Origin of the sequence: Pseudomonas rossensis (assembly GCF_039888995.1) — a bacterium.
Lineage (GTDB): Bacteria > Pseudomonadota > Gammaproteobacteria > Pseudomonadales > Pseudomonadaceae > Aquipseudomonas > Aquipseudomonas rossensis.
This window is the reverse complement of record NZ_JBBWCB010000103.1, coordinates 1-20,390: the sequence shown is the minus strand read 5'-3', so window position 1 is coordinate 20,390 and position 20,390 is coordinate 1. Positions and strand designations below refer to the sequence as shown.

14 protein-coding genes are annotated in these 20,390 nt (G+C 53.4%); 5 read left to right on the top strand and 9 right to left on the bottom strand.

What is annotated here, in order from left to right; genetic code table 11:
• Window positions 1-350: 350 nt before the first annotated feature.
• The 4 genes from WLY71_RS22580 to WLY71_RS22565 all read right to left on the bottom strand — a co-directional run bounded on the left by WLY71_RS22580 (window position 351) and on the right by WLY71_RS22565 (window position 4,093).
• Window positions 351-1,577, bottom strand: a complete 1,227-nt coding sequence (locus WLY71_RS22580) for a hypothetical protein (protein ID WP_347805309.1) — start codon at window positions 1,575-1,577, stop codon at window positions 351-353.
• Between the two features lie 98 nt (window positions 1,578-1,675).
• A complete protein-coding gene (locus tag WLY71_RS22575; protein WP_347805308.1) occupies window positions 1,676-2,008 on the bottom strand; it encodes a hypothetical protein in 333 nt (110 codons plus the stop codon).
• An 89-nt stretch (window positions 2,009-2,097) separates the two neighbouring features.
• Window positions 2,098-2,961 carry a hypothetical protein gene (locus tag WLY71_RS22570; protein ID WP_347805307.1) on the bottom strand — a complete coding sequence of 288 codons (864 nt, stop codon included), beginning with the start codon at window positions 2,959-2,961 and terminating at the stop codon, window positions 2,098-2,100.
• 349 nt (window positions 2,962-3,310) lie between these two features.
• The gene (locus WLY71_RS22565) at window positions 3,311-4,093 is read right to left on the bottom strand and encodes a class I SAM-dependent methyltransferase (protein ID WP_347805306.1); all 783 of its coding nucleotides are present in this window, start codon (window positions 4,091-4,093) and stop codon (window positions 3,311-3,313) included.
• Between the two features lie 59 nt (window positions 4,094-4,152).
• Here WLY71_RS22565 and WLY71_RS22560 point away from each other — a divergent pair, with 59 nt between their 5' ends.
• From WLY71_RS22560 to WLY71_RS22550, 3 genes are all read left to right on the top strand, one after another.
• On the top strand, window positions 4,153-5,313 hold the full coding sequence (locus tag WLY71_RS22560) for a hypothetical protein (protein ID WP_347805305.1): 1,161 nt from the start codon (window positions 4,153-4,155) through the stop codon (window positions 5,311-5,313).
• Window positions 5,314-5,440: 127 nt separating this feature from the next.
• A complete protein-coding gene (locus WLY71_RS22555) occupies window positions 5,441-5,626 on the top strand; it encodes a hypothetical protein (RefSeq protein WP_347805304.1) in 186 nt (61 codons plus the stop codon).
• A gap of 45 nt (window positions 5,627-5,671) precedes the next feature.
• A complete protein-coding gene (locus WLY71_RS22550) occupies window positions 5,672-6,784 on the top strand; it encodes a M29 family metallopeptidase (RefSeq protein WP_347805303.1) in 1,113 nt (370 codons plus the stop codon).
• 978 nt (window positions 6,785-7,762) lie between these two features.
• Here the strand turns inward: WLY71_RS22550 and WLY71_RS22545 are convergent.
• The 5 genes from WLY71_RS22545 to WLY71_RS22525 all read right to left on the bottom strand — a co-directional run bounded on the left by WLY71_RS22545 (window position 7,763) and on the right by WLY71_RS22525 (window position 16,429).
• Window positions 7,763-8,140, bottom strand: coding sequence for a fe2+ zn2+ uptake regulation protein (locus WLY71_RS22545; protein ID WP_347805302.1), 378 nt, complete (start codon window positions 8,138-8,140; stop codon window positions 7,763-7,765).
• 277 nt (window positions 8,141-8,417) lie between these two features.
• Entirely contained in the window at window positions 8,418-11,558 is a 3,141-nt protein-coding gene (locus WLY71_RS22540) for a multidrug efflux RND transporter permease subunit (protein ID WP_347805301.1), read from the bottom strand.
• A 44-nt stretch (window positions 11,559-11,602) separates the two neighbouring features.
• A complete protein-coding gene (locus WLY71_RS22535) occupies window positions 11,603-12,757 on the bottom strand; it encodes an efflux RND transporter periplasmic adaptor subunit (protein ID WP_347805300.1) in 1,155 nt (384 codons plus the stop codon).
• A gap of 71 nt (window positions 12,758-12,828) precedes the next feature.
• The gene (locus WLY71_RS22530; RefSeq protein WP_347805299.1) at window positions 12,829-14,250 is read right to left on the bottom strand and encodes a diaminobutyrate--2-oxoglutarate transaminase; all 1,422 of its coding nucleotides are present in this window, start codon (window positions 14,248-14,250) and stop codon (window positions 12,829-12,831) included.
• Window positions 14,251-14,368: 118 nt separating this feature from the next.
• Window positions 14,369-16,429, bottom strand: a complete 2,061-nt coding sequence (locus tag WLY71_RS22525) for a TonB-dependent receptor (protein ID WP_347805298.1) — start codon at window positions 16,427-16,429, stop codon at window positions 14,369-14,371.
• A 259-nt stretch (window positions 16,430-16,688) separates the two neighbouring features.
• Here WLY71_RS22525 and WLY71_RS22520 point away from each other — a divergent pair, with 259 nt between their 5' ends.
• Window positions 16,689-17,666 (top strand): TauD/TfdA family dioxygenase, encoded by a 978-nt coding sequence (locus tag WLY71_RS22520; protein WP_347805297.1) that lies wholly within the window; start codon window positions 16,689-16,691, stop codon window positions 17,664-17,666.
• 8 nt (window positions 17,667-17,674) lie between these two features.
• On the top strand, window positions 17,675-20,390 hold a 2,716-nt coding region (locus WLY71_RS22515; RefSeq protein ID WP_347805296.1), incomplete at its 3' end, for an AMP-binding protein.

The window sequence follows — 20,390 nt, the reverse complement described above, 5'->3', positions numbered from 1 at the left end:
GAATATACATATATGAGCAGAGTGATCTTTGACTACCGTATCAATAACTTTCCGCTGGTTTAGTCTTATTTTTTTCCGAAACTTAATAAGTTTTGCGTACACGCTCATTCGATTAACTCAGCTTATTGTTACATAACTATTATCAGATGGCATACCATGCCGCATTTCGCGTAACTGCGACGTCCTTGGAGAAATGCAATATGGATGACGACAAACACTGCTGCCCTCTAGGTTTTATAGCAGCGTCTGTGACACTACTCATTTGCCACCACCGTGTCCACCGTACACTTTAGATCGTCCCTATCGTTGTCACTACACCCTCTGAGCGAAGCGAACGCATACAATCATTCTTAGGCTCTGCTCATTAACTCATGTCTAATTCTTTCTCGCGCTTCCACCCTAATTTTTCGCAACGCATTTTGTAAATCTGTACTTTTCCCACTCTTGAGCTGGATAAAGTAATCGGCTGCGCCGAGCCCTTCACAACAAACTTGACTTGATAAATGCTTCATTTTGTCAGGGCATTCATTTATGCCTGGATTTACAATGGTAAGCTTTCGCGACTTTAAAAAAGACATCCATTCAATTATCTGCTCATCGACATGTTTGTCTCCGAAACTATATCCGATGCAAATCAGCTCATCTGCGTAGTTTAAGTTACCTTTAAAAAGAGATAAAAACTCCGAGGGTGCAATCTGGCTTAATTTTTTTGTGAATTTATGCGCTCCTGACAGGAGACTTTTACGCAAAAACTGTATTTCCCCACTCTCATCTTCATAGACATTTTCATTCGTACATACGACACGATCACGCAATGAAATATCCTGGTTTATCTTATTAATCAATTTAAGTTGGGTAGCATATGATCCTGGGTCATTGCCGAGCGGCTTAATTTTTAAATAACTAAGTTCATCACCCTGACCAAATATATCTAGGGAGCCATGGAGCTTTACGAGATTTATTCCAAACTCACCTGGCCTAAAAAAATCATAACTATTGCTATCAATGGAGGTACGACTCAAACGTTCAAAAGCTATCTTCTGAGGCGAACCATCAACCGTTTTCATTGTTAAAAAAATGTTCTCATTAAATCCAGACTTCAGCGGTATATCAGTCTTTGTTGCCAGCATTTCAATTATGCAGTCGTGATTTAGAGAGAACACCCAAAGCGGCTTATTTTCTTCCGCCATTTTTTTTAAGCTGGTAAAGTCGTCCAATGCACTCAAAGCATAACGAGCATTTACGACCTGCCTTTCAAGCAGTAGTCCGTATACTGCTTGAAGAAGAAAGCCAAGCACTGCATAGTACTCTTGTCTTTTCTCATTATCACGTTCTCTTGAGCATTCAACCTCAATCGCCCCAATAATATTTTCGTAATGTAGACTTTTGTTTTCTAAGAGACTTATAAGAGAGCAAACAACGTCATCACTCCATCCGCCACCTTGATGCTTCCAACCCTCATTGAATAAAGTAAGCTTTTTTGGCGTTAGCCACCGTCTTACCTCTGCTGTTAACTCCCATACCAGAGGCATACCACAATCGTAAGTAGCTCCCGCACCAATAAACAAGGCCTTCATATATCTCCAATACTCATGACCGCCTAACGATTAATCTAATGGGCGGCGGCACACCGTCCCAGCGAATGAAATTAGCGATTTAATAGTCTTGTTTTAGATTACTCAGGGCGTCGTACTTGAGAGATGTATGAAAGCGGGTTCTTCACTAGGCCTTTGTATATTAAGACCCCATAAGTTAGCAACGCTAAAAGAAAAACCATAACATATTTTGTCAGTATGATGATTCTTAGGCAATCTTCCTCATAGACTTTACATTCATCACCTCTAATTGCACCATCGACTATTGATAAATCAATCAAGTGCATTGAATTTTGCAAGCTGTATAAAAATCCAGCCTGGGGATAGTAGCCGGTTGAAAGAAGAAAAGAAATTGCCGATGCAGCTACAGATAGGATTATTACGATCTTGCCGATTTTTTCGTATTCTTTCATGGCGTGACTACTCTATTCTCTAATAGTTTGATTAAGGGGCCGCCTAAAGCCGGCCCCTAGTGAGCGGAGCGAACGTCTTGAACCATTTGTTAGATTTTTTTAGCACGATATTCAACTTCAACAATAAATTTTGTTGCCGCTGAAATTACAATTGCATCGTGCATAGTCATATTTGGCGTTCCTGTGCTCCCATGACCTGATAAGGGCATGATGTTCCTAAGCTTGTATATTTGCTCAACTACATTTTTTAACTCGCTTGGTAGGTTTGATTCTTTTTTGTATTTTTCAATAAACCCGCCCAGTGTTTGGTTTTCTATGCTATCGCTTCTGATAATATCTTTTGCTGTTGTTTCTAATATATTTGCCGCGGCATGCAAAACACCTGAAGGATCGCTATTTTCTAAACACTGCTCCATCCTCCCTATCAGGATTACGATATTGGAATGAGCAAGCTTATCAAATTTACCAATGCCTTTTGAATTAAAATTATGGACTTGATTATAAATACTGCAATCCAGAAAGTGACAGGCTGATACAAACCCCCACTGATATCGCCAATCGTTGAGGATCTTTTCCCTTTCAGCAACCCTACGTCCGCAGTCGCTATCAATTTCATCTACATATTTCGCCAAATAGCTTGCATAATAATGAATATAAGTAAAAGAAACCTCAGGGCAAAAATTTGAAAATGAACTCCAATTTCCTTCACAACCACTTATACCAGTGTCGTCTTCGGCAATAACTGGTAGCAATCCAGAGCCAGCCCAAAAAGCATCTAAAGCTTCTTTTTTATCATCGCTTATAGATGTGATCATTTTAGCTTCGCCAAGCATATTTATGCTTGCGTAGTATCTTGGGCATTTATGTACGTTTGCGTAAGGGCACGAAAAAGGAGCATTTTCCTCAGAGCTTCTTCTTCTATACCATGAAGAATCAGGGATAGTGGTAGGCATCGCTACTGCTCCTGGAGAAATTTAACTACGAATGATACGACATGCTATGTCGCGATGACGTGTCGTACAACGCTCCTTGTCGCCCTGTAAGTCCTTATCTAGCTTAGAGGGGAAAAACGCGACATGGATGAAGGTGAGCCCTGCTGCCCGCTAGAGCCGCAAGCAGAATCCGTGACACTACCCACTTGCCATCACCGTGTCCACCGTCCACTTTTGGCCGATTCCTGTCTGTCACGACTGACCGAAATCAACCCATAACTGCCAGTCGTGGCAGGCAGTCAACGTTAAATTCCCAGGAAGGCTTAATTTAGTATTTCCTCTCTTCGGAAGTTTATATAAATGATAATTTTCATTCGTCAGAAGCCCTACAAATAAGCTGGTAACATCTTGCAATCAAGCGATACGGATCCGTAATACTGCCAAGGATTTCTGCTTCGCATGCAAACTTAAACTCATCTTCGGTAAGTTCGCTATCTAAGCCGTCAATGAATATGCCGACACCCCTTCGTTCAGAAACGCTTAGCCTGTGTCGAGCCAAATTACTGATAAGAACTTCGACTGGCCACTCCTTGTCCATGACGTAGTGAGGTGAACGGTCAGAACAAGTGGATATGGCCGCTATAGCATCTTCCCATCTACGATTCAAAGCGCATCTCATCGCTGCGGACTGCGGGTTGGGTGTTACGATCGATACAATTCCATCGGTTTTACAAAGATCTGCAAGATTTTCGAAAAGTGAGCTTGGCTCCTCTAAATAAGAAATAACGCTATGGCAAAGGACTGCATCAAATTTTCTTTGGACTGATTTAAACGCATCCTCCCCTTTTGCCTCAATTAAAGTTATACGTCTACTCACTGAAGAGGGCTCTCTGGAGATTGCCTGCTGCGCACTTTCAATCATGCGTGCATCCGGTTCGACTATCACCACGTTATGGCCGTTGCGTGCAAACCAAACAGCCTGACGGCCATGACCTCCTCCTACATCTACAACATCAAGTTTTTTATCTCCGCAACAATCGATAACCGTATTTCCCATCGTTGAAAGATTGACGGAGCGCCGGAGCGAATCACAATCTCGTAGAAATGCATGCACAACGGCATCACCTCCATCAAACCAGAAATTTTTAGTCATATTCGATCCTATCGTTCAATGGCTGCTACAGTTAACAGTAGCATCTGGGAGCTTTTACCATGGATAGTTTAGTGTGCGTCCTGGCAGATTTATCACATCCTCAGGCCGCAAAAATGGCAAAACTCGTCTTGCGGGCAAGGTGGCGGCGAGCGCTCTCAAAACTAAGGGCTTTACAAATCGCTCAGGGGGGGCAACAGGCGATCTGTCGAATGATTGACGAATGTTTGGTTCGCGATCTTTTCAGTGTCGCTCACCCCGTTTTAACTTGCCTAGAGTTTAACCTAGGGAAAGGTGCAGCGCTGCCGAGTGAAGTTCTACTAAATTTTGCAATATTGGCTACCCTTCTTGGGGCCAAAGCCGAGTGGAGTATCACCCTCGAAAAAAAAATAAATCTCATTTGTGATGAGTACACTTTTTTCGAAGTGATTTCGGGGTGCTCGACAGCGACCAATGAAGAAAATGTTTTGGTTTTTTTTCGTTTTTCTGGCGCTATAAGCCGCTTTTCAATTGGGGCTAAATCCTCTGGCGAGCAGGATATTTTAAAAGATGGACTCGCTTTTAAAGCGCCGACAATTATGTTAGGCGGGGTCAAGGCGATAATTACTCCAGAAAAATTCCTGCCCGAAGACATTCTTGAAATGTCGAAGTCCAGCGATTTCGTAGTTTCCTCAGACGGAGGCAGTCAGTGCTCTATAAATAAACTTAATAGCTCAGCAAAAGTACTGGGCGAGAGCGCTAGCTCCTTTGTGCCGGCGGTTAGCATAGCTCTATCACATATTGGAATACTTTATGATACGTCTGGTCATAGAATTATGAGCGTTAGCTCCGCTCGACATCTTGGTGTTGCTGCCCTCACAGTTGATTGCAATCCGTACCTCACTGGTGAACTTCTCGTGCACGAAGCTAGTCATCAATTTTTTAATATTTTGAGTTGGACTTCACGATTTGAAACCGTAGATGACAGAGAAGTTGTATATTCTGCACTCGCTGGCCGAATGAGACCTGCAAGTAGGGCGCTGCTAGCTTATCACGCACTCGTAAACATAGTTCTATATTACGAAGGGTGCTTAAAATTCGATTCTGCGTCTGGCTGTATGTGTGACTCTAGACTTGACTTGGCGTACGACGGAATCGCGAAAATGGACTCCAGCTTCAGTTCAGCCAACAATCTTTCCAGACAAACGACAGAACTTTGGAAAGCTCTACGAGACGTGTTGTAAAAAATTGAGAAGTTGGGTTTGACAAAATGGTGAACGTTTACTAGCATAAAAATGGCACGGTGCTAGTAGTTGTCTTTATTCAGCTACCTTTCATATAAATCTTTCTGAAAATATTGGAGATTATTAAATGGGCACAGATGATATTCCTCCTGGCGCTGGAGATGACAAAGCTAAAAAGGTAACTCTCACGAAAGAGAAAATTGATGAGATAAAAAAGAAGCTGGATGAGCTTGAGGGGAAAGAGTTTGAGCTTGGTCAGGAAATTGACCTTAGCGATCAAGCTCTTTGGTATGTGGCTTATAAAACCATGTAGTTTCAACTCGGGCACGGGTCAATTTTCATACTGGATCAACGCGTTATGGATAATTTTATCTTGGAAAAAGTTGGTTGCTTCCTAGATAACCATCTAAATATTCGTAGCGATGATTTGGTTGTTATCTTGTATGAAGTTAATTGTCGTGAAATTTGCGCATTCGTTTCTGTTGCTTGTGCTTCTCGCGGCGTTTCATGCACTGAGATTCCAATGCGTCCATTGCGCGATGAGCATTTCGAAGCGCGCCTTCTGAAAGGTCTATCTGATTTTGTTGGGGATGGGCTTAGACGGTTGTTTTTAATAACGCTAGAGCTACATACACTATCCCACTCGGCGGGCATTTATCGTGTTTTGGGTACGCTAGGTCTAGAATCTACGATCTGCGTGCGTATGATGAGTGCAACGCCCGACCTCTTTAGATATGCTATTCAGACGTTTCCTAAAGAGCTTTCCTACAGAAATTCGTGGCTTTTAAAAAAACTAGTCGCTGCGGGGGAAATAGAACTGCGATCACCTGCTGGGACGCATATGAAGGTGGTCTTAGATAGTTCTCGATATAGATGGATAAGCAGTAGAGGGGCCGCAAGCAAAGGCGGTGATATGATTTTTCCTGGTGGGGAGATAGCTACTTTTCCTGATTCGATTGAGGGTATTTTCATTGCGGATTTCGCGTTGCATGCAAACCAATTGATTGATTTTGACGTAACTCTAGAGCGTTGCCCAGTCAGACTAAAAATTGCCGAAGGCAAAGTAATCGATATCAACTGTAAAAATAAAATTATTCTGTCGTTTGTTGAAGGCGCGTTTTCCGATAATCCCCTAGCCAATAAAGTTGGAGAGTTAGGCTTCGGAACAAATCCGGGAGTAACGACACCTACCAAATATAATTCGCATATCAACGAGCGTGTTGTAGGCTTTCATCTTGGCTTAGGTCAACATAATCAGAGTGGCTTGTTGGATTATGATTGTAGAACCCATATCGATTTCATAGCCAAAGGTGGAGATGTCATGATCACGTCGTCTCAAGAGTCGTTTTCTATGATGGATATTCCATCGATACCGCTTACCCACCCCTTTGGTGTTGTTGATCAGGATGTCTTTTCATGTGACGATGACAGTTCTTCAAGTAGTTGTTGTGGTATGCTTGGCCAAATCTAATCTATCCCAATCAGTCTTAGACTTTCGTAAAACTTCCGCCGCTTGGTGTGTTCGAGGTACCCAGCGAGACGATAACAAATATTTCTTTCGTTCAAGTTGCCTTGATTTTTATTCGATTATGTCCATCCGCCTATGAAATAATAACTGTCAGTTGCGACGAGTATCCACTCTCGCTCTTAAGAGATTGCTAAACTCGTCTAAATTCCGTCACGAATATATTCTGATTCGAATATTCCGGCGACCTAATCAACTAGTCTGAGCACCACGGTAGTTGCTGTTTAAAACCTTTTTCTCGTAGCACCAATCATTTATTTGACTTGAGCCAGAGGTCGGAAACCCAAAGAGCCCCCGCTTTGCGTTTTAAAAAGGACCGGCATCCAAAGACTGCTTCTGGCCGTTCTCTGCCGATCGTCACTACGGTGTGTGCTGGTCAAGTCCAATGCAAACGGTTGGTCAGCATGGATGGCAATTGACTGGTCAAGTGCGATGCAAATACGCACCTGGGCATTCGGAGGGGAGAACTTCCAGGCACCTAGCTAGCCGAAAAATAGCCGTAAGCAAAAGGTCGCAGTCATTCGTTGGCGCGCCGCTGGCTGTCATCTGTTCCGTCGAACTGGTGCTTGATGATTAGGCCAATCGGGGGGTAATATTTGTCTGTTCTCGGCCCACAGATGTGGGCACAATTGTGGTCACACCTTGCTTTTACGAGCGCTACGCAATTGATTTTAAAGGGTTTTTATTCTTTATGGCAGAGGTGTTCGAATCCCATCGCCTCCGCCATCTTTATACGACAAAGCCCTGATTTTTCAGGGCTTTGTCGTTTCTGGGGTTTGGTGAAAATCCACCAGCCCATACCTTGACCCGTAGCTTTCCTTGGTTATACGCGGAACACGAAAGAACTGAAGGTTTAGCCAATCTGTTGCATCGACCGGTTGAATCCACAGCCAAAAACGGCCAGTGATGAGGCACCTTAGGCCTTCAACGACCGGAGTGCTGTTCCAGTATTGCGCAGGCTTCGGTGGTAAAGATGTATCTCTTGTCTGGTTGAAAAAGGATTACACCTTCATCACATAGGCGTTTGAGCACTTCACGCACACAAATGAACGACAACTCGGCAGCAAATGATTCCAGGTAGGCATGCACGTCGCGCGCATTGATGGAACGTCCATCTCTGGCGGCGATCAGCAAGGCATCGATAACTTTCAAGCGGATCAAGCTGGTGCGCAGCCCGTAGTAACGCAGCAACTCACGGATATGTTTATTAGTGCCGCGATCTGACTCGGATGCTCGTTGAGTTGCCGCTGCCTGGAATTGCAATTGCGTAACGGGGGGTGCCGATGCTGAGTGGTTGTACATGCGAATACTCCTTTTCAGAAATGTACGGTTTGCAAAGATTCGCTGAGTCCAAGTCTCCAGACTTGGACGCAAGACTGTTTTGTTTTGTTTTTTTTTGACATTTTTTTACCAATCTCTCTCGTAGAGTGGCTTGTCCGGCCATACAGGTAGCTGTCAATGAATCCCCCCCAACCCTTGCGAAATGGACGAAGAAATCCTCACTCAAGCTGCGCATTGGTGTGTGCGATTGCATGATGAAACCTGCACGGCAAAATGTAACGTGGGAGCTGAATCCACATTACCGCGTTCCATCGTCTGCCACGGGCTCGGTGAGGCTGACACGGCGACTACGCAACCGATTTGCCGCGGACAAAACCCAGACAAAGAACACCGGTACCCACAAGACCCCGAGCACTGTCGCCGCCAGCATACCGCCGATCACGCCTGTGCCGATCGCTCGCTGGCTGGCAGCTCCCGCACCAGTTGCAATAGCCAGAGGCACCACGCCGAGAATGAAGGCCAGGGACGTCATGACGATCGGACGAAAACGCAGACGCGCGGCCTGAGCCGCCGCTTGCGCAAGGCTCGCGCCCTGAACGTGAAGTGTCTTGGCAAACTCGACGATGAGGATTGCATTCTTCGCCGCCAGTCCAATGATCGTGATCAGCCCCACCTTGAAATAGACATCATTGGGCAGGCCCATGATCGTCACCGCGGCTACCGAACCGAGCATGCCGACAGGCACGATCAACAGCACGGCAAAGGGAATCGTCCAGCTTTCATACAGCGCCACCAGCACCAGCAGCACCACAATCAACGATAACGCCACCAGCAGCGGCACCTGATCGCTGGCCTGTTGTTCCTGAAGTGACAGCCCGGCCCATTCAAGGCTAAAACCGGCCGGTAACTGACGGGCGATTTTCTGCAGTTCTTCCATGGCTTGACCGGTGCTGTAACCCGGTGCGGCATCACCGGAAAAACGCAGCGACGCTGAGCCGTTGTAGCGCGCGATCTGCAGTGGCCCGACCTGCCACTCAAAACGGCTGAACGCTTCCAGTGGCACCAATCGGTTCTGTCGATTGGGCACTTGCAGGCGCAACAGCGCTTCAGGCGTCTGGCGACTGATGCTGTCCGCCTGAACGATCACCCGCTGCATCCGCCCCTGATTGGCAAACTCATTGATTTGTTCCGAGCCCAGCGCCGAGGACAACGCTGAACTGATCACATCAAAACTCACACCGAGGGCTTCGGCTTTTTCGCGGTCGATGCTGACGTTGATCTGCGGCGCATCCGCCAGGCCATCCTCCATCAGGTAATCGATCACCGGCGACGCCTTGGCCGCCTCCAGCAATTGGGTTCGGGCCTTCAACAGCGCTTCGTGCCCCTGCCCTGCCAGATCCTGCAACCGTAACTCGAAACCGTTCGAGGTGCCGAGGCCGTCCACCGGCGGCGGCACCACGCTGAACAGCGTGCCGTCAGCGGCGTTCTCAAAAGCCTCATTCGCGCGTCGGGCCACCGCGTCGCTGGCCTGGCCATCGCCGCGAACCGACCAGTCCTTGAGGCTGGTAAACGACAACGCCGCGTTAGCGCCGACCCCGGAAAAACTGAACCCCATGATTGCCAGCACCTGATCCGTGGCGGGTTGCGCCAAGGCATAGTGCTCCCACGTTTGCACCGTCACATCCGTGCGCGAAGCCGAAGCCGCAGGTGGTAGCTGGATATCCGTGATGATGTAGCCCTGATCCTCGGACGGCATGAATGAGGATGGCAATCGGTGATAGGCAAAAGCGAGTACCAGCAACATTATGAGGTAAATGCCCATGCTGCGAGTGCTGCGACGGACCCAGCTCGAACTGAACCGCTCGTAGCGCCGGGCCAAGGCATCGAAGCGTCGATTGAAGCCGTTCGCCCAGCGGTTGGGTCGTAGCTCTTTCGCCGGGTCGAAGGGTTTTAGCAAGGTGGCACACAGGGCCGGCGTCAGGGTCAACGCCAGGAACCCGGAGAATAGAATCGACACCGACAGCGCCATGGAAAACTGCTGGTAGATCACCCCCACCGAACCGCCCATGAGCGCCAACGGCAGGAATACCGCCGCCAGCACCAGGGTGATGCCAACAATCGCCCCGCTGATCTGCTGCATCGCTTTGCGGGTCGCGTCTTTGGGCGACAGGCGCTCCTGCGTGATCAAGCGCTCGACGTTCTCTACCACGACAATGGCGTCGTCCACCAGAATGCCAATGGCCAGCACCATGCCGAACAGGGTCATCATGTTGATCGAAAACCCTAGCGGCGCCATTACCGCGAGGGTGCCCAACAGGCAGACCGGCACCACGATGGCCGGAATCAGCGTGTAACGCAGGTTCTGCAAAAACAGCAGCATCACCAGGAACACCAGCACCATGGCTTCGATCAAGGTGTAGATGACTTGCTTGATCGCCACGTCGACAAAGTATGAGGTGTCATAAGGCACGCTCAGCGTCATGTTCGCTGGCAGCGTGCTCGACAGTTGATCCAGCCGGGCCTTGATCGCCGCCGCCGTTTGCAGCGCGTTGGCACCGGGTGCCAACTGCACCGACATGGCCGCCGCAGGTTTGCCGTTCAGGCGAGCGTCGAAGCGGTAGTCCTGACGACCCAGTTCGACTCGGGCCACATCGTGAATCCTGACACTGGAGCCGTCGTCATTGGCCCGCAGCACAATGTTGCCGAACGCCTCCACGGATTCGAGCTGACCCTGCACCATGACGGTGGCGGTAATGTGCTGCTCGGCAGGCCCCGGACGTTCGCCCATGCTGCCGGCGGGTACTTGCACGTTCTGCCCGGCGATGGCTTTACTGACATCGGCCATCGACAGGTTGTAACTCACAAGCCGGGCAGGATCGACCCAAATGCGCATGGCCCGTTCGGCGGTGTACATCTGCACCCGCCCTACCCCGGCCACGCGGCGAATCTCGTTATTGATGCCCCGCGCGGCGTAGTCTGCCAACCCGATCGAATCCTGCTGCCCATCGGTGTAGGACAAGGCATAGATCATCAGAAAATTGGCACGTACCTGCTCCACTTTCAGGCCTTGCTCGATCACCGCTTGGGGCAAGCGCCCGACTACCCGTTGCAAGCGGTTCTGGACGTCGACCTGCGCCATGTCGGGATCGATGCCCGGCTTGAAGGTGATGGTGGTTTCTGCACTGCCGTTGGCACTGTTGGATTCGTAATACAGCAAATCCTTGAGGCCGTTGAGTTCCTCCTCGATCAGACTGGTGATGTTCTGATTGATGATCTGCGCCGAGGCACCGGGGTAGCTGGCACTGACACTGATTTGCGGCGGTGCCACGTCCGGGTATTGGCTGACCGGCAAGGTGCCCAGGGTCAGCGCTCCTGCCAGCGCGATGAACAACGCGATGACCCAGGCGAAATTCGGACGGTTAATGAAAAAATCGGGCATCGGTAAGATCCTGGCTAACAACCGTGGGTAAAAGCGTCACGCCCTCAGTTATGGGCCTGCTGTTCGGCCAAGGTGATTATGTTGACCCTGGTGCCGACACTGAGCTTGTCGGCGCGCTCGACCACCACTTGCTCGCCGGCCACTAGTCCCTGGGTGATCTGCCAGTCGGAACCGAGCATCGCGCCGGTGCTGACCACCCGTTCGCGCACCACCCCCTGGGCGTCCACCAGCATCAACCTGGCCTGGCCGTCGACACCGCGCTGCACCGCTTGCTGCGGCACGAACAACGCTTGCGGATCGATCCCCGCCGGCGCTACGACCCGCACATACATGCCCGGCAGCAGTACGCTGTCCGGGTTAGGAAACTCGCCGCGCAAGGTGACTTGCCCGGTGCTTCGATCGACCGAAATATCGGAGAACATCAACTTGCCTTGTCGAGTTTGTGCCGGAGTGCCGACCTGTACCGTAACCTTGGCTGCACCCGCACCGGTGAGCGTCAGACGACCACTGGCCACGGCTTGCTGCAAGGCCACGATCTGATCGACGGACTGCGTAAAGTCGGCGTAAATCGGGTCCAGTTGCTGAATCCGCGCCATTTGCGTGGCTTCGTCCTGGCCTACCAGTGCGCCCTCGCTGACCATGGCGCGGCCGATACGGCCACTGATCGGCGCTCGCACCTGACAGTAACCGAGGTTGAGTCGGGCGGTCGCCACATCGGCTTGAGCGGCCAGGCGGTTAGCCTTGGCGCTCTTGAGATCAGAGACCGCGTCGTCGAATACCTGCGGACTGACGGCGTTGATTTCCACCAGTTGTTTGTAGCGTTGCACATGAGCGTTGGCGCGATAGACATCGGCTTCTGCTTTGGCCAAGGCGCCTTCGACCCGCATTAATGCAGCCTTGAGCGGCGCAGGGTCGATGCTGAAGAGCAGTTGGCCAGACTTGACGTCGCTGCCCTCTTCAAAATGTCGGGTCAACACAACACCGGCAATCCGTGCGCGCACCTCGGCGATGCGCACCGGTTCTATTCGACCAGGCAGGTCTGAGGTCATGGCAAACGGTCGGGGTTGCACGGTGAGCGTTTTGACCTGCGGCGGCGACGTACTGTGTTCAGCGGACTGATCCTGTGCTCCACAGCCGTTCAATGCCAATACGGTCGCCAGCACCCACGTCGGTTTTATCGTCGCTAAAGCCTTACGCATTATCAGTCCCTGTTCAAAACAAAAACGGGCTTGCCGTTCCATGTCGGCAAACCCTGTGCATCGGCAGATCATTAACGCGTGGAGCGCTCATTGATCGAACTCGCTGCCTGGAACAGGATTTGTGCGACGAAATCGATTTCCTGTTCGGTGATGATCAGCGGCGGCAAGAAGCGTACGGTCGCACCGTGGCGTCCGCCGAGTTCGACGATCAAACCGTGCTTCAGGCAAGCCTGCTGGAAGGCCTTGGCCCGCACCGCGTCTACCGGCGGGTGACCCTGTACGTCGAGGGCGCCTTGCGGGTCGACGATTTCCATGCCGAGCATCAAACCACGACCGCGAACATCGCCAATCCAGGCGAATTCGCTTTGCAGCATCTGTAACTGCTTACGCAGATGCGCACCAGCGGTTTCGGCGTGTGCCACCAAGCCTTGATCTCGGATGAAGCGCAAGGTCGCGGTGCCAGCTGCCATTGCCAGTTGATTGCCACGGAAAGTGCCGGCGTGGGCACCCGGCTGCCAGACATCCAGCGAATCGTTGTAGACCATGACCGACAGCGGCAGACCGCCACCGATCGCTTTGGACAGGGTGATGACATCCGGCGTGATGCCGGACTGCTCGAAACCGAACATCCGGCCGCTGCGGGCGATGCCGCACTGGATCTCGTCGACGATCAACGGAATTCCGTGGGCCTTGGTCAATCGACGAAGCTCCTGAAGCCAGCGGTCCGGCGCGGCAATCACCCCACCCTCGCCCTGGATCGGTTCCAGAATCATTGCTGCCGGTGCGGTGACACCGCTTTCCGGGTCGTTGAGCAAATGTTCGAGGTAACGCACGTTCAACGTCACACCCTGATCACCGGCCACACCGAACGGGCAACGGTAATCATGGGGAAACGGCAGGCGCTGAACACCTGGCATAAGGGCACCGAGAGCATTTTTTGGTGACAGGTTACCGCTAATGGAAAGTGTCCCCAGCGTCATGCCGTGGTAAGCCCCTTCAAAGGCCAGTACCGAATGGCGTCCGGTGGCGGTGCGGGTCAGCTTCAGCGCTGCTTCGACTGCGTCGGCCCCGCTTGGGCCGCAAAACTGTATGCGTGCATTACGCGCGAAGTCAGCCGGCAGGCAGCCGAAGATTTCCTGTACGAATGCATCCTTCACCGGCGTCATGAGATCCAGAGTATGCATTGGCACACCCGCGGCCATGACCTGGGTTATGGCTTCGATAATCACTGGATGGTTGTGGCCCAGCGCCAGGGTGCCGGCGCCGGCCAGGCAATCGACGAACACTTGTCCGCGACTGTCCTGCACATAAATGCCATGGGCTCGTTCGAGCACAAGCGGAATGCGCCGAGGGTAACTGCGGGCGTTGGACTCCTGCTGTTGCTGGCGCTCCAGCATCGGCGTCGGATCAAGGCAGTAAGGGCTCGACAGACCGGTGTGCAACAGGCGTAGCTGTTGCGCGTCACCCGACGTGACATTCGAAAAAGCACTCATGATTTCCTCCAGGGAGGCTGGGTTTGGAAAGGAACAGGGCGGCCTGAAAACGAACGTTTCAGGGAACGACAGCCGTGAAGCCGGACGCGGGGAATCGGCTTCCCCGCGCCCATGGGGGTTACATGTCGTAACGCAGAACCATGCCCACCGTACGCGGCGCGCCGACGTCGATAATGTCGTCGCTGCGGTTGTTGGTGACATATTCCTTGTCGAAAGCGTTTTTCACGTAAGCGGACACTGCGAAGTTCTTGGTGATTTTGTACTCGGTGTTGAAGTTGACCAACACGTAGTTGTCGCTCTTGAGCTCATTTATGACCTTGCCGTTCGAATCAAACTGGTATTCCGAAGGCGCGCCGTCCTGATAGGTGACGTCGGTGTTGAAGGTCAGGCGGTCGTCCCAGCGATAGATACCGCCCACCGACACCTTGTACTTGGGTGAATGGAGGAACGATTCGCCGCTCATGTCCTGGCCTTCGCCGGTAACGAAGTCCTTGTATTTGCCATCGGTGTAAGCGCCACCGGCGGTCAGCGTCAGCTGTTCGGTGAGGTCTTTTTCGACGAAGACTTCCAGGCCCTTGATGTCGCTGCGACCGGCGTTGTAGATCTGAACGAAGGGGGTACCGCTCTGCCGCACACTGACCTGTTGGTCCTTCCAGTCGGTGTAGTACAGATTAGCGCGGGTGCGCAGGCTCTTGTCGAAGAACGAACCGCGGTAGGACAGCTCGTAGTTGGTGGTGTATTCCGGATCGTAGGCTTGGTGACCGCCACCGGCGCGGACGTTGACGCCACCGCCGCGATAGCCTTTTTGCACCATGAAACCGAGGTACTGATCCGTGGCCAGCTCGTAGTCGATACCGAGTTTCGGCAGTACCGCGTCAAACGACTTGCTGACTTGCCCCGGGCTGGAGAAGTCGTCCTGCTCGACGTCGGTGTCGTTCGTCTCGTGGTCGTAGCGCAGACCAGTGATCAGGGTCCAGCGCGGTGCGAACGTCCAGTTGACTTCACCGAACACTGCCTCGTTCTCAATCCGCGTATCACCCTTGGTGGTACCGAACAGTTCGTTGTCGAACAACAACCGGTCGTGGAAGTTGTTGGTGTTATGACCATAGTAGGCACCGACGAAACTCTTCACCGTGTCCGAGGCGTAATTCAGGCGCAGCTCCTGACTGAACAGGTCGCCGTCCTGCTTGCGCAGAACGATTTCATTGGAGTCAGCGGTCTGGTCGAAGTCCAGACGGGCGCTGTAGTCCGTACGGGTATTGGCGGTGAGGCTGGTCAGCGTCCAGGCATCGTTCAGGCGATAATCGATCTTGGCGCTGAGGGTATCCTGCTTGAGGTTGTCGAAGGCCTCGGTATTGGACGATATGTCGTAATAACTCGGCTTGCCGTTGAGACGCATCGTCGAGCGGTCGCCCTGACGGTGCTCGCTATGGGCGTAGGTCAGCAAAACGTCTGTGTCGTCATTGGGCAGGATCAGCAATTTGCCGCGGGTATTGCTGGTGCGATGCGGATTGGCGTCCTCATTGAGCGTGACGTTATCGATGTAACCGTCGCCGTCCTGATAATCCACGGCGATACGCCCGGCAATCTTGTCGTCGACGATCGAACCACCGCCGGCTACCGCCGCGCCCTTCTCACCATAGTTCCCCACATTGGTCTGCGCCGAGAAGCTCGGTTGGAAGGTTGGTTTTTTGGTCTGGATGACCACCGCGCCGGCCAGGGAGTTACGGCCCTGAGTGGTGGACTGCGGGCCGAGGAAAATTTCGACCTGTTCCGCATCCCACAGCGGCATCGGGCTGAGGGTCAGTGCACGGTTCGGCTGCACGGCACCGTCGACATAAACCGATACCGCACCGTTGAGGGTGGCCGGGCCCTGGTCGTCGAAACCGGACACCGGCACACCGCGAATACCCCAGTTTTCGTTACCGGCCTGGCTGTACACACCCGGCGTACGGGCAAACACGTCGACCAGGCTTTGGTCGGCCTTCTCGCGTAGTTGCTGCTCGGTGACAACCACGACGCTGGACTGGGTTTTCTCCAGGGAGCGGTTGATTTTTTCACCCGTCACCGTGATCGGAGCGATCTCCATTGTGTTCGACTGCTCGGCCGCCCATGCGCTGTTAGCCAGGCAGACCGCCGACCCCACAGCCAACGCAATTGTGTTCTTTTTGAAATTCACGCCCCGCTCCCATGCGACAGATATTTTTTGTTTTTTCGGCCGGCCAAATGCTCATTCGGGCCAGCGGGGCGGAGTCTAATCCAAAAAAAAACTTAAAGGAATAGTATTGATAATCTATCTCATTAACACCTAATATGCCGCCGTGTATCAGAGCGAATACATTTCAGTCGAACTCTGCAACGGCGGCCTCTGCCCTGTTTCCAAGGTCTGCCCAAGCCGCCCGACTGGCCGAATAAAGATAAAAAAGGAAGTACAAAGGATGACCTCAATCGAACACCTGAGCGGGCGTTCCGAGTCTTTCTCCATTGCTCCAGCGGATGGCAACGAGCAGTCGTTACCCGTGTTGGTGCAGGCGACGCCGGGACAGTCGATTCATAATCTCGACCCGTCAGTTCGCGACACGTTGCCCCACGCGCTGACCACCATTGGTGGCGTGCTGTTTCGAGGATTCACTGTCGCCACACCTATCGACTTCAAGCGCTTCGCCGCCAGTTTCGGCGCACCGCTGGCCAGTTACGAATTCGGTTCCACGCCACGCAGCAAAGTCTTTGCCGGGGTGTATAGCTCCACCGAATACCCGGCCCATCAATTCATTCCCTTGCACAACGAGCAGGCCTACACCCGACCGTGGCCTTCGCGCATCTGGTTCCACTGCATCAAGGCCAGTGAGACCGGTGGCGAAACACCGATTGCCGACAGCCGCCTGATCTACCAGCGCATGCCCGCCGAGATCCGCGAACTGTTCGCCAGTCGCGAGCTGCTCTATGTACGTAACTACAGCGGCGCGCTGGATCTGCCGTGGCAGAAAGTGTTCAACACCGAGGACCGCGCCCAGGTTGAACGCTACTGCCGGGACAACGACATCGAGTGGGAATGGAAAGCCGACGGCGACCTGCGCACACGCCAGCGTTGCGCCGCCGTGCTGCAGCACCCTGATACCGGTGAGTGGGTCTGGTTCAATCAGGCGCACTTGTTTCATGTCTCGGCCATCGAGCCGGGCGTGCGCGCCAGCCTGCTCGCCGCGGTGGGTGAAGAGAACCTGCCCCGCCATGTTTACTTCGGTGACGGCTCGGCGATTCCCGATGAGGTACTCGACACCGTGCGCGAGGTCTATCGCCAGACCGCCATCAGCTTTCCCTGGCAACCCGGCGACATCCTGATGCTCGACAATCGACTGGTCGCACACGGCCGCAATCCTTACACCGGTGACCGCAAAGTCATCGTTGCCATGGCGTGAATACCATCATGTTCTCATTCAATCACTGGATCGAAGTACTGGAGGCCAATGCCCAGCACTTCCCGCAGCGTGCTGCCCTGCACTTCTTGCCGGACGGCGTCGAGATCGGCGAAACCCTGACCTTTGCCCAGTTGCACGAACAATCCCGCTCCCTGGCTGCCGCGCTGCAATCGCGCTACGCGCCGGGAGATCGGGTGTTGTTGATGCTGCCCAGCAGTCTCGACTATGCCCGTGCATTTTGCGCCTGTTTATATGCCGGAATGATCGCCGTGCCGTTGTTCCCGCCACCGTCGCGCAAACCGCGCCACCTCGATCGCGTGCGTAACGTGGTGGTGGATGCACAGCCGGGCCTGATTCTGGCACCAGCGGATCATTGCCAGGGTTTGCTGGAGCTGGTGGAAGGCAAGGTCGACGTGTCGACCGTCCAGGACCTCGGCCTGCCGCCGGCCAGTGAATGGAAACGCCCGGATGTCGACGGTGCAACCGTGGCTTTTCTGCAATACACCTCGGGCTCCACCGGTACACCCAAAGGCGTTGAAGTGCGTCAGCGCAACCTGATCGCCAACGTCGAACTGATGCGCCAGGCCTATGGTTTCGATGAGCATGGCGGCATGGTTAATTGGTTGCCGCTGTACCACGACATGGGTTTGATCGGTGGCATGCTGGCCCCGCTCTATAGCGGCATGCCTTGCTACCTGATGGCGTCGCAGACATTTGTCAATGCGCCCTCGACCTGGCTTCAGGCGCTGAGCCGCTACCGCGCCACCGCCAGTTTTGCCCCCAATTTCGCCTATGCCCTATGCAATCGGGTAGTCAGCGACAACCTGATTGCCCAGCTCGACTTGAGCGCCTGGCAACACGCAATCAACGGCGCCGAGCCGATCCACCCCGGCACCCTTGAAGCCTTTGCCCAGCGCTTTGCCGCTTGCGGCCTTAACCCTTTGGCCATCAGCCCCGGTTATGGCCAGGCCGAAGCCACGCTGTGCGTCAGCGCCACGCCAGCCGACGCGCTGCCGGTGGTGCTTCGCTTGGATAAAGCAGTGCTGGAAACCGGTCGTGTTGCTCTGGCGGCCACCGATGCCGCCGCCGTGGAATTCGTCGCCTGCGGTTACCCGCAGGCCTTGCATGACATTGCCATTGCCGATCCTCAGAGTCACGAGCGCTGCGCCGACGACCGCGTTGGCGAAGTCTGGCTGAGGGGCCCGAGCAACGCCGAAGCCTATTGGAAAAATCCAGAAGCCAGTCGCGAAGCCTTTGAAGCACGCATTGTCGGCGAGCCGGGCCATTACCTGCGTTCCGGCGATCTGGGCTTCATGCACGAAGGTCAGGTGGTGATCTGCGGGCGGCTCAAGGACTTGCTGATTCTCAACGGGCGCAACCTGTACCCCCACGACATCGAATTCGCCATTACCGATTCCGAGCCGGGCATTCGCACCGGACGTATCGCTGCGTTCTCGCAAATGGACCCGGTGCTGGGCCGCGAGAAACTGGTGATCGTCGCCGAGCCGCAACGCAAGTTCGTCGACCCGGCGCATCACCCGGCGCTGTTTGCGTCGATGCAAAACGCCGTGCGCGAAGCCGCCGACTGCGGCATCGATCAGATCGTGCTGGTGGAAGCCGGCACCATCCCGATGACCACCAGCGGCAAGATCGCCCGTCAAGGCGCGTGCAAACAACTGGCCGCCGGCACCTTGAGCATCATCGCCCAGAGCGGTGGGCAGACCGCACCAAACAGTGAAACCATTGCCCTCAATCAACTGAAGCACCTCGTGGGCACGCCGCAACGCGCGCAGACTGCTTGCCGCCAATGGCTTGAGCAAACCTTGCGCGAGGTCAATCCGTACCTTGCGGCAGACTTCGAACTGAGCTTGATCGGCCTGGGCCTGGACTCCATCAGCGTGGCCGACTTCGCCGCCCGCCTGCACAAGGATCTGGGCTGGAACCTCGATATTCAAAGCCTGTTCGGTGAACAAACCCTGGCCGAATGGGCGCTGGCCTTGCAGGTATACCTGAGCGAGTCGGCCCCGGCGCCCAGCGCCTCGACCACCCATGCAAACGTCAGCCAAAGTCGCCAATCTTTCGCCCAAAGCCGCCTGTGGTTCTTGCGTCAACTGAACCCGGACGACACCCGACACAACCTGGTGTTGCGCCTGAGTCTGCAAGGTCCGATCAACGTCGAAACCTTGGCGCTACGGCTGAACACACTGGTCAACCGTCACAGCGTATTGCGTACGGTGTATCGCGACGGGGTCAATGGCCCGCAGCAACAGGTGTTGTCGGCCAGCGCCGTGCCACTGACCTGGCACGACCTGCGTAACCAGAGCGAGCCGCAGCAACAGCAAGCACTCCACGATTGTCTGGCCAATGAACACGCCACTCCGGTTGAACTGGAAACCGGCCCGCTGCTGCGCGCGCAACTGCTCAGCCGCAACGACGAGCGACACGACTTGCTGCTGACCCTGCACCACATCGCTTTCGACGGCCGCTCGGCGCAAGTGTTGCTGGCGGAACTGGCCGGTGTCACCGACACCGACCAACCAGTGCAGTACCTGGATTTCGCCCACTGGGAAGCCGAACACTGGAGCGAACAACGGATTGCTGCCGAACAGGATTTCTGGCGTGAGCATCTGGCGCATGTGCCTCAAACCCTCGACCTGGGTGGCAGCGGCCAGACTCAAGGCGAGCACAATCTGAACTTCACCGTGCCTCAGGCCACCTGCGAAC

Bases quoted from the DNA above. Each gene is read 5' to 3' on its own strand.
- WLY71_RS22545 (WP_347805302.1), bottom strand. From the start codon at position 8,140: ATGTACAACCACTCAGCATCGGCACCCCCCGTTACGCAATTGCAATTC.
- WLY71_RS22555 (WP_347805304.1), top strand. From the start codon at position 5,441: ATGGGCACAGATGATATTCCTCCTGGCGCTGGAGATGACAAAGCTAAA.
- WLY71_RS22565 (WP_347805306.1), bottom strand. From the start codon at position 4,093: ATGACTAAAAATTTCTGGTTTGATGGAGGTGATGCCGTTGTGCATGCA.
- WLY71_RS22535 (WP_347805300.1), bottom strand. From the start codon at position 12,757: ATGCGTAAGGCTTTAGCGACGATAAAACCGACGTGGGTGCTGGCGACC.
- WLY71_RS22520 (WP_347805297.1), top strand. From the start codon at position 16,689: ATGACCTCAATCGAACACCTGAGCGGGCGTTCCGAGTCTTTCTCCATT.
- WLY71_RS22540 (WP_347805301.1), bottom strand. From the start codon at position 11,558: ATGCCCGATTTTTTCATTAACCGTCCGAATTTCGCCTGGGTCATCGCG.
- WLY71_RS22560 (WP_347805305.1), top strand. From the start codon at position 4,153: ATGGATAGTTTAGTGTGCGTCCTGGCAGATTTATCACATCCTCAGGCC.
- WLY71_RS22570 (WP_347805307.1), bottom strand. From the start codon at position 2,961: ATGCCTACCACTATCCCTGATTCTTCATGGTATAGAAGAAGAAGCTCT.
- WLY71_RS22580 (WP_347805309.1), bottom strand. From the start codon at position 1,577: ATGAAGGCCTTGTTTATTGGTGCGGGAGCTACTTACGATTGTGGTATG.
- WLY71_RS22550 (WP_347805303.1), top strand. From the start codon at position 5,672: ATGGATAATTTTATCTTGGAAAAAGTTGGTTGCTTCCTAGATAACCAT.
- WLY71_RS22575 (WP_347805308.1), bottom strand. From the start codon at position 2,008: ATGAAAGAATACGAAAAAATCGGCAAGATCGTAATAATCCTATCTGTA.
- WLY71_RS22530 (WP_347805299.1), bottom strand. From the start codon at position 14,250: ATGAGTGCTTTTTCGAATGTCACGTCGGGTGACGCGCAACAGCTACGC.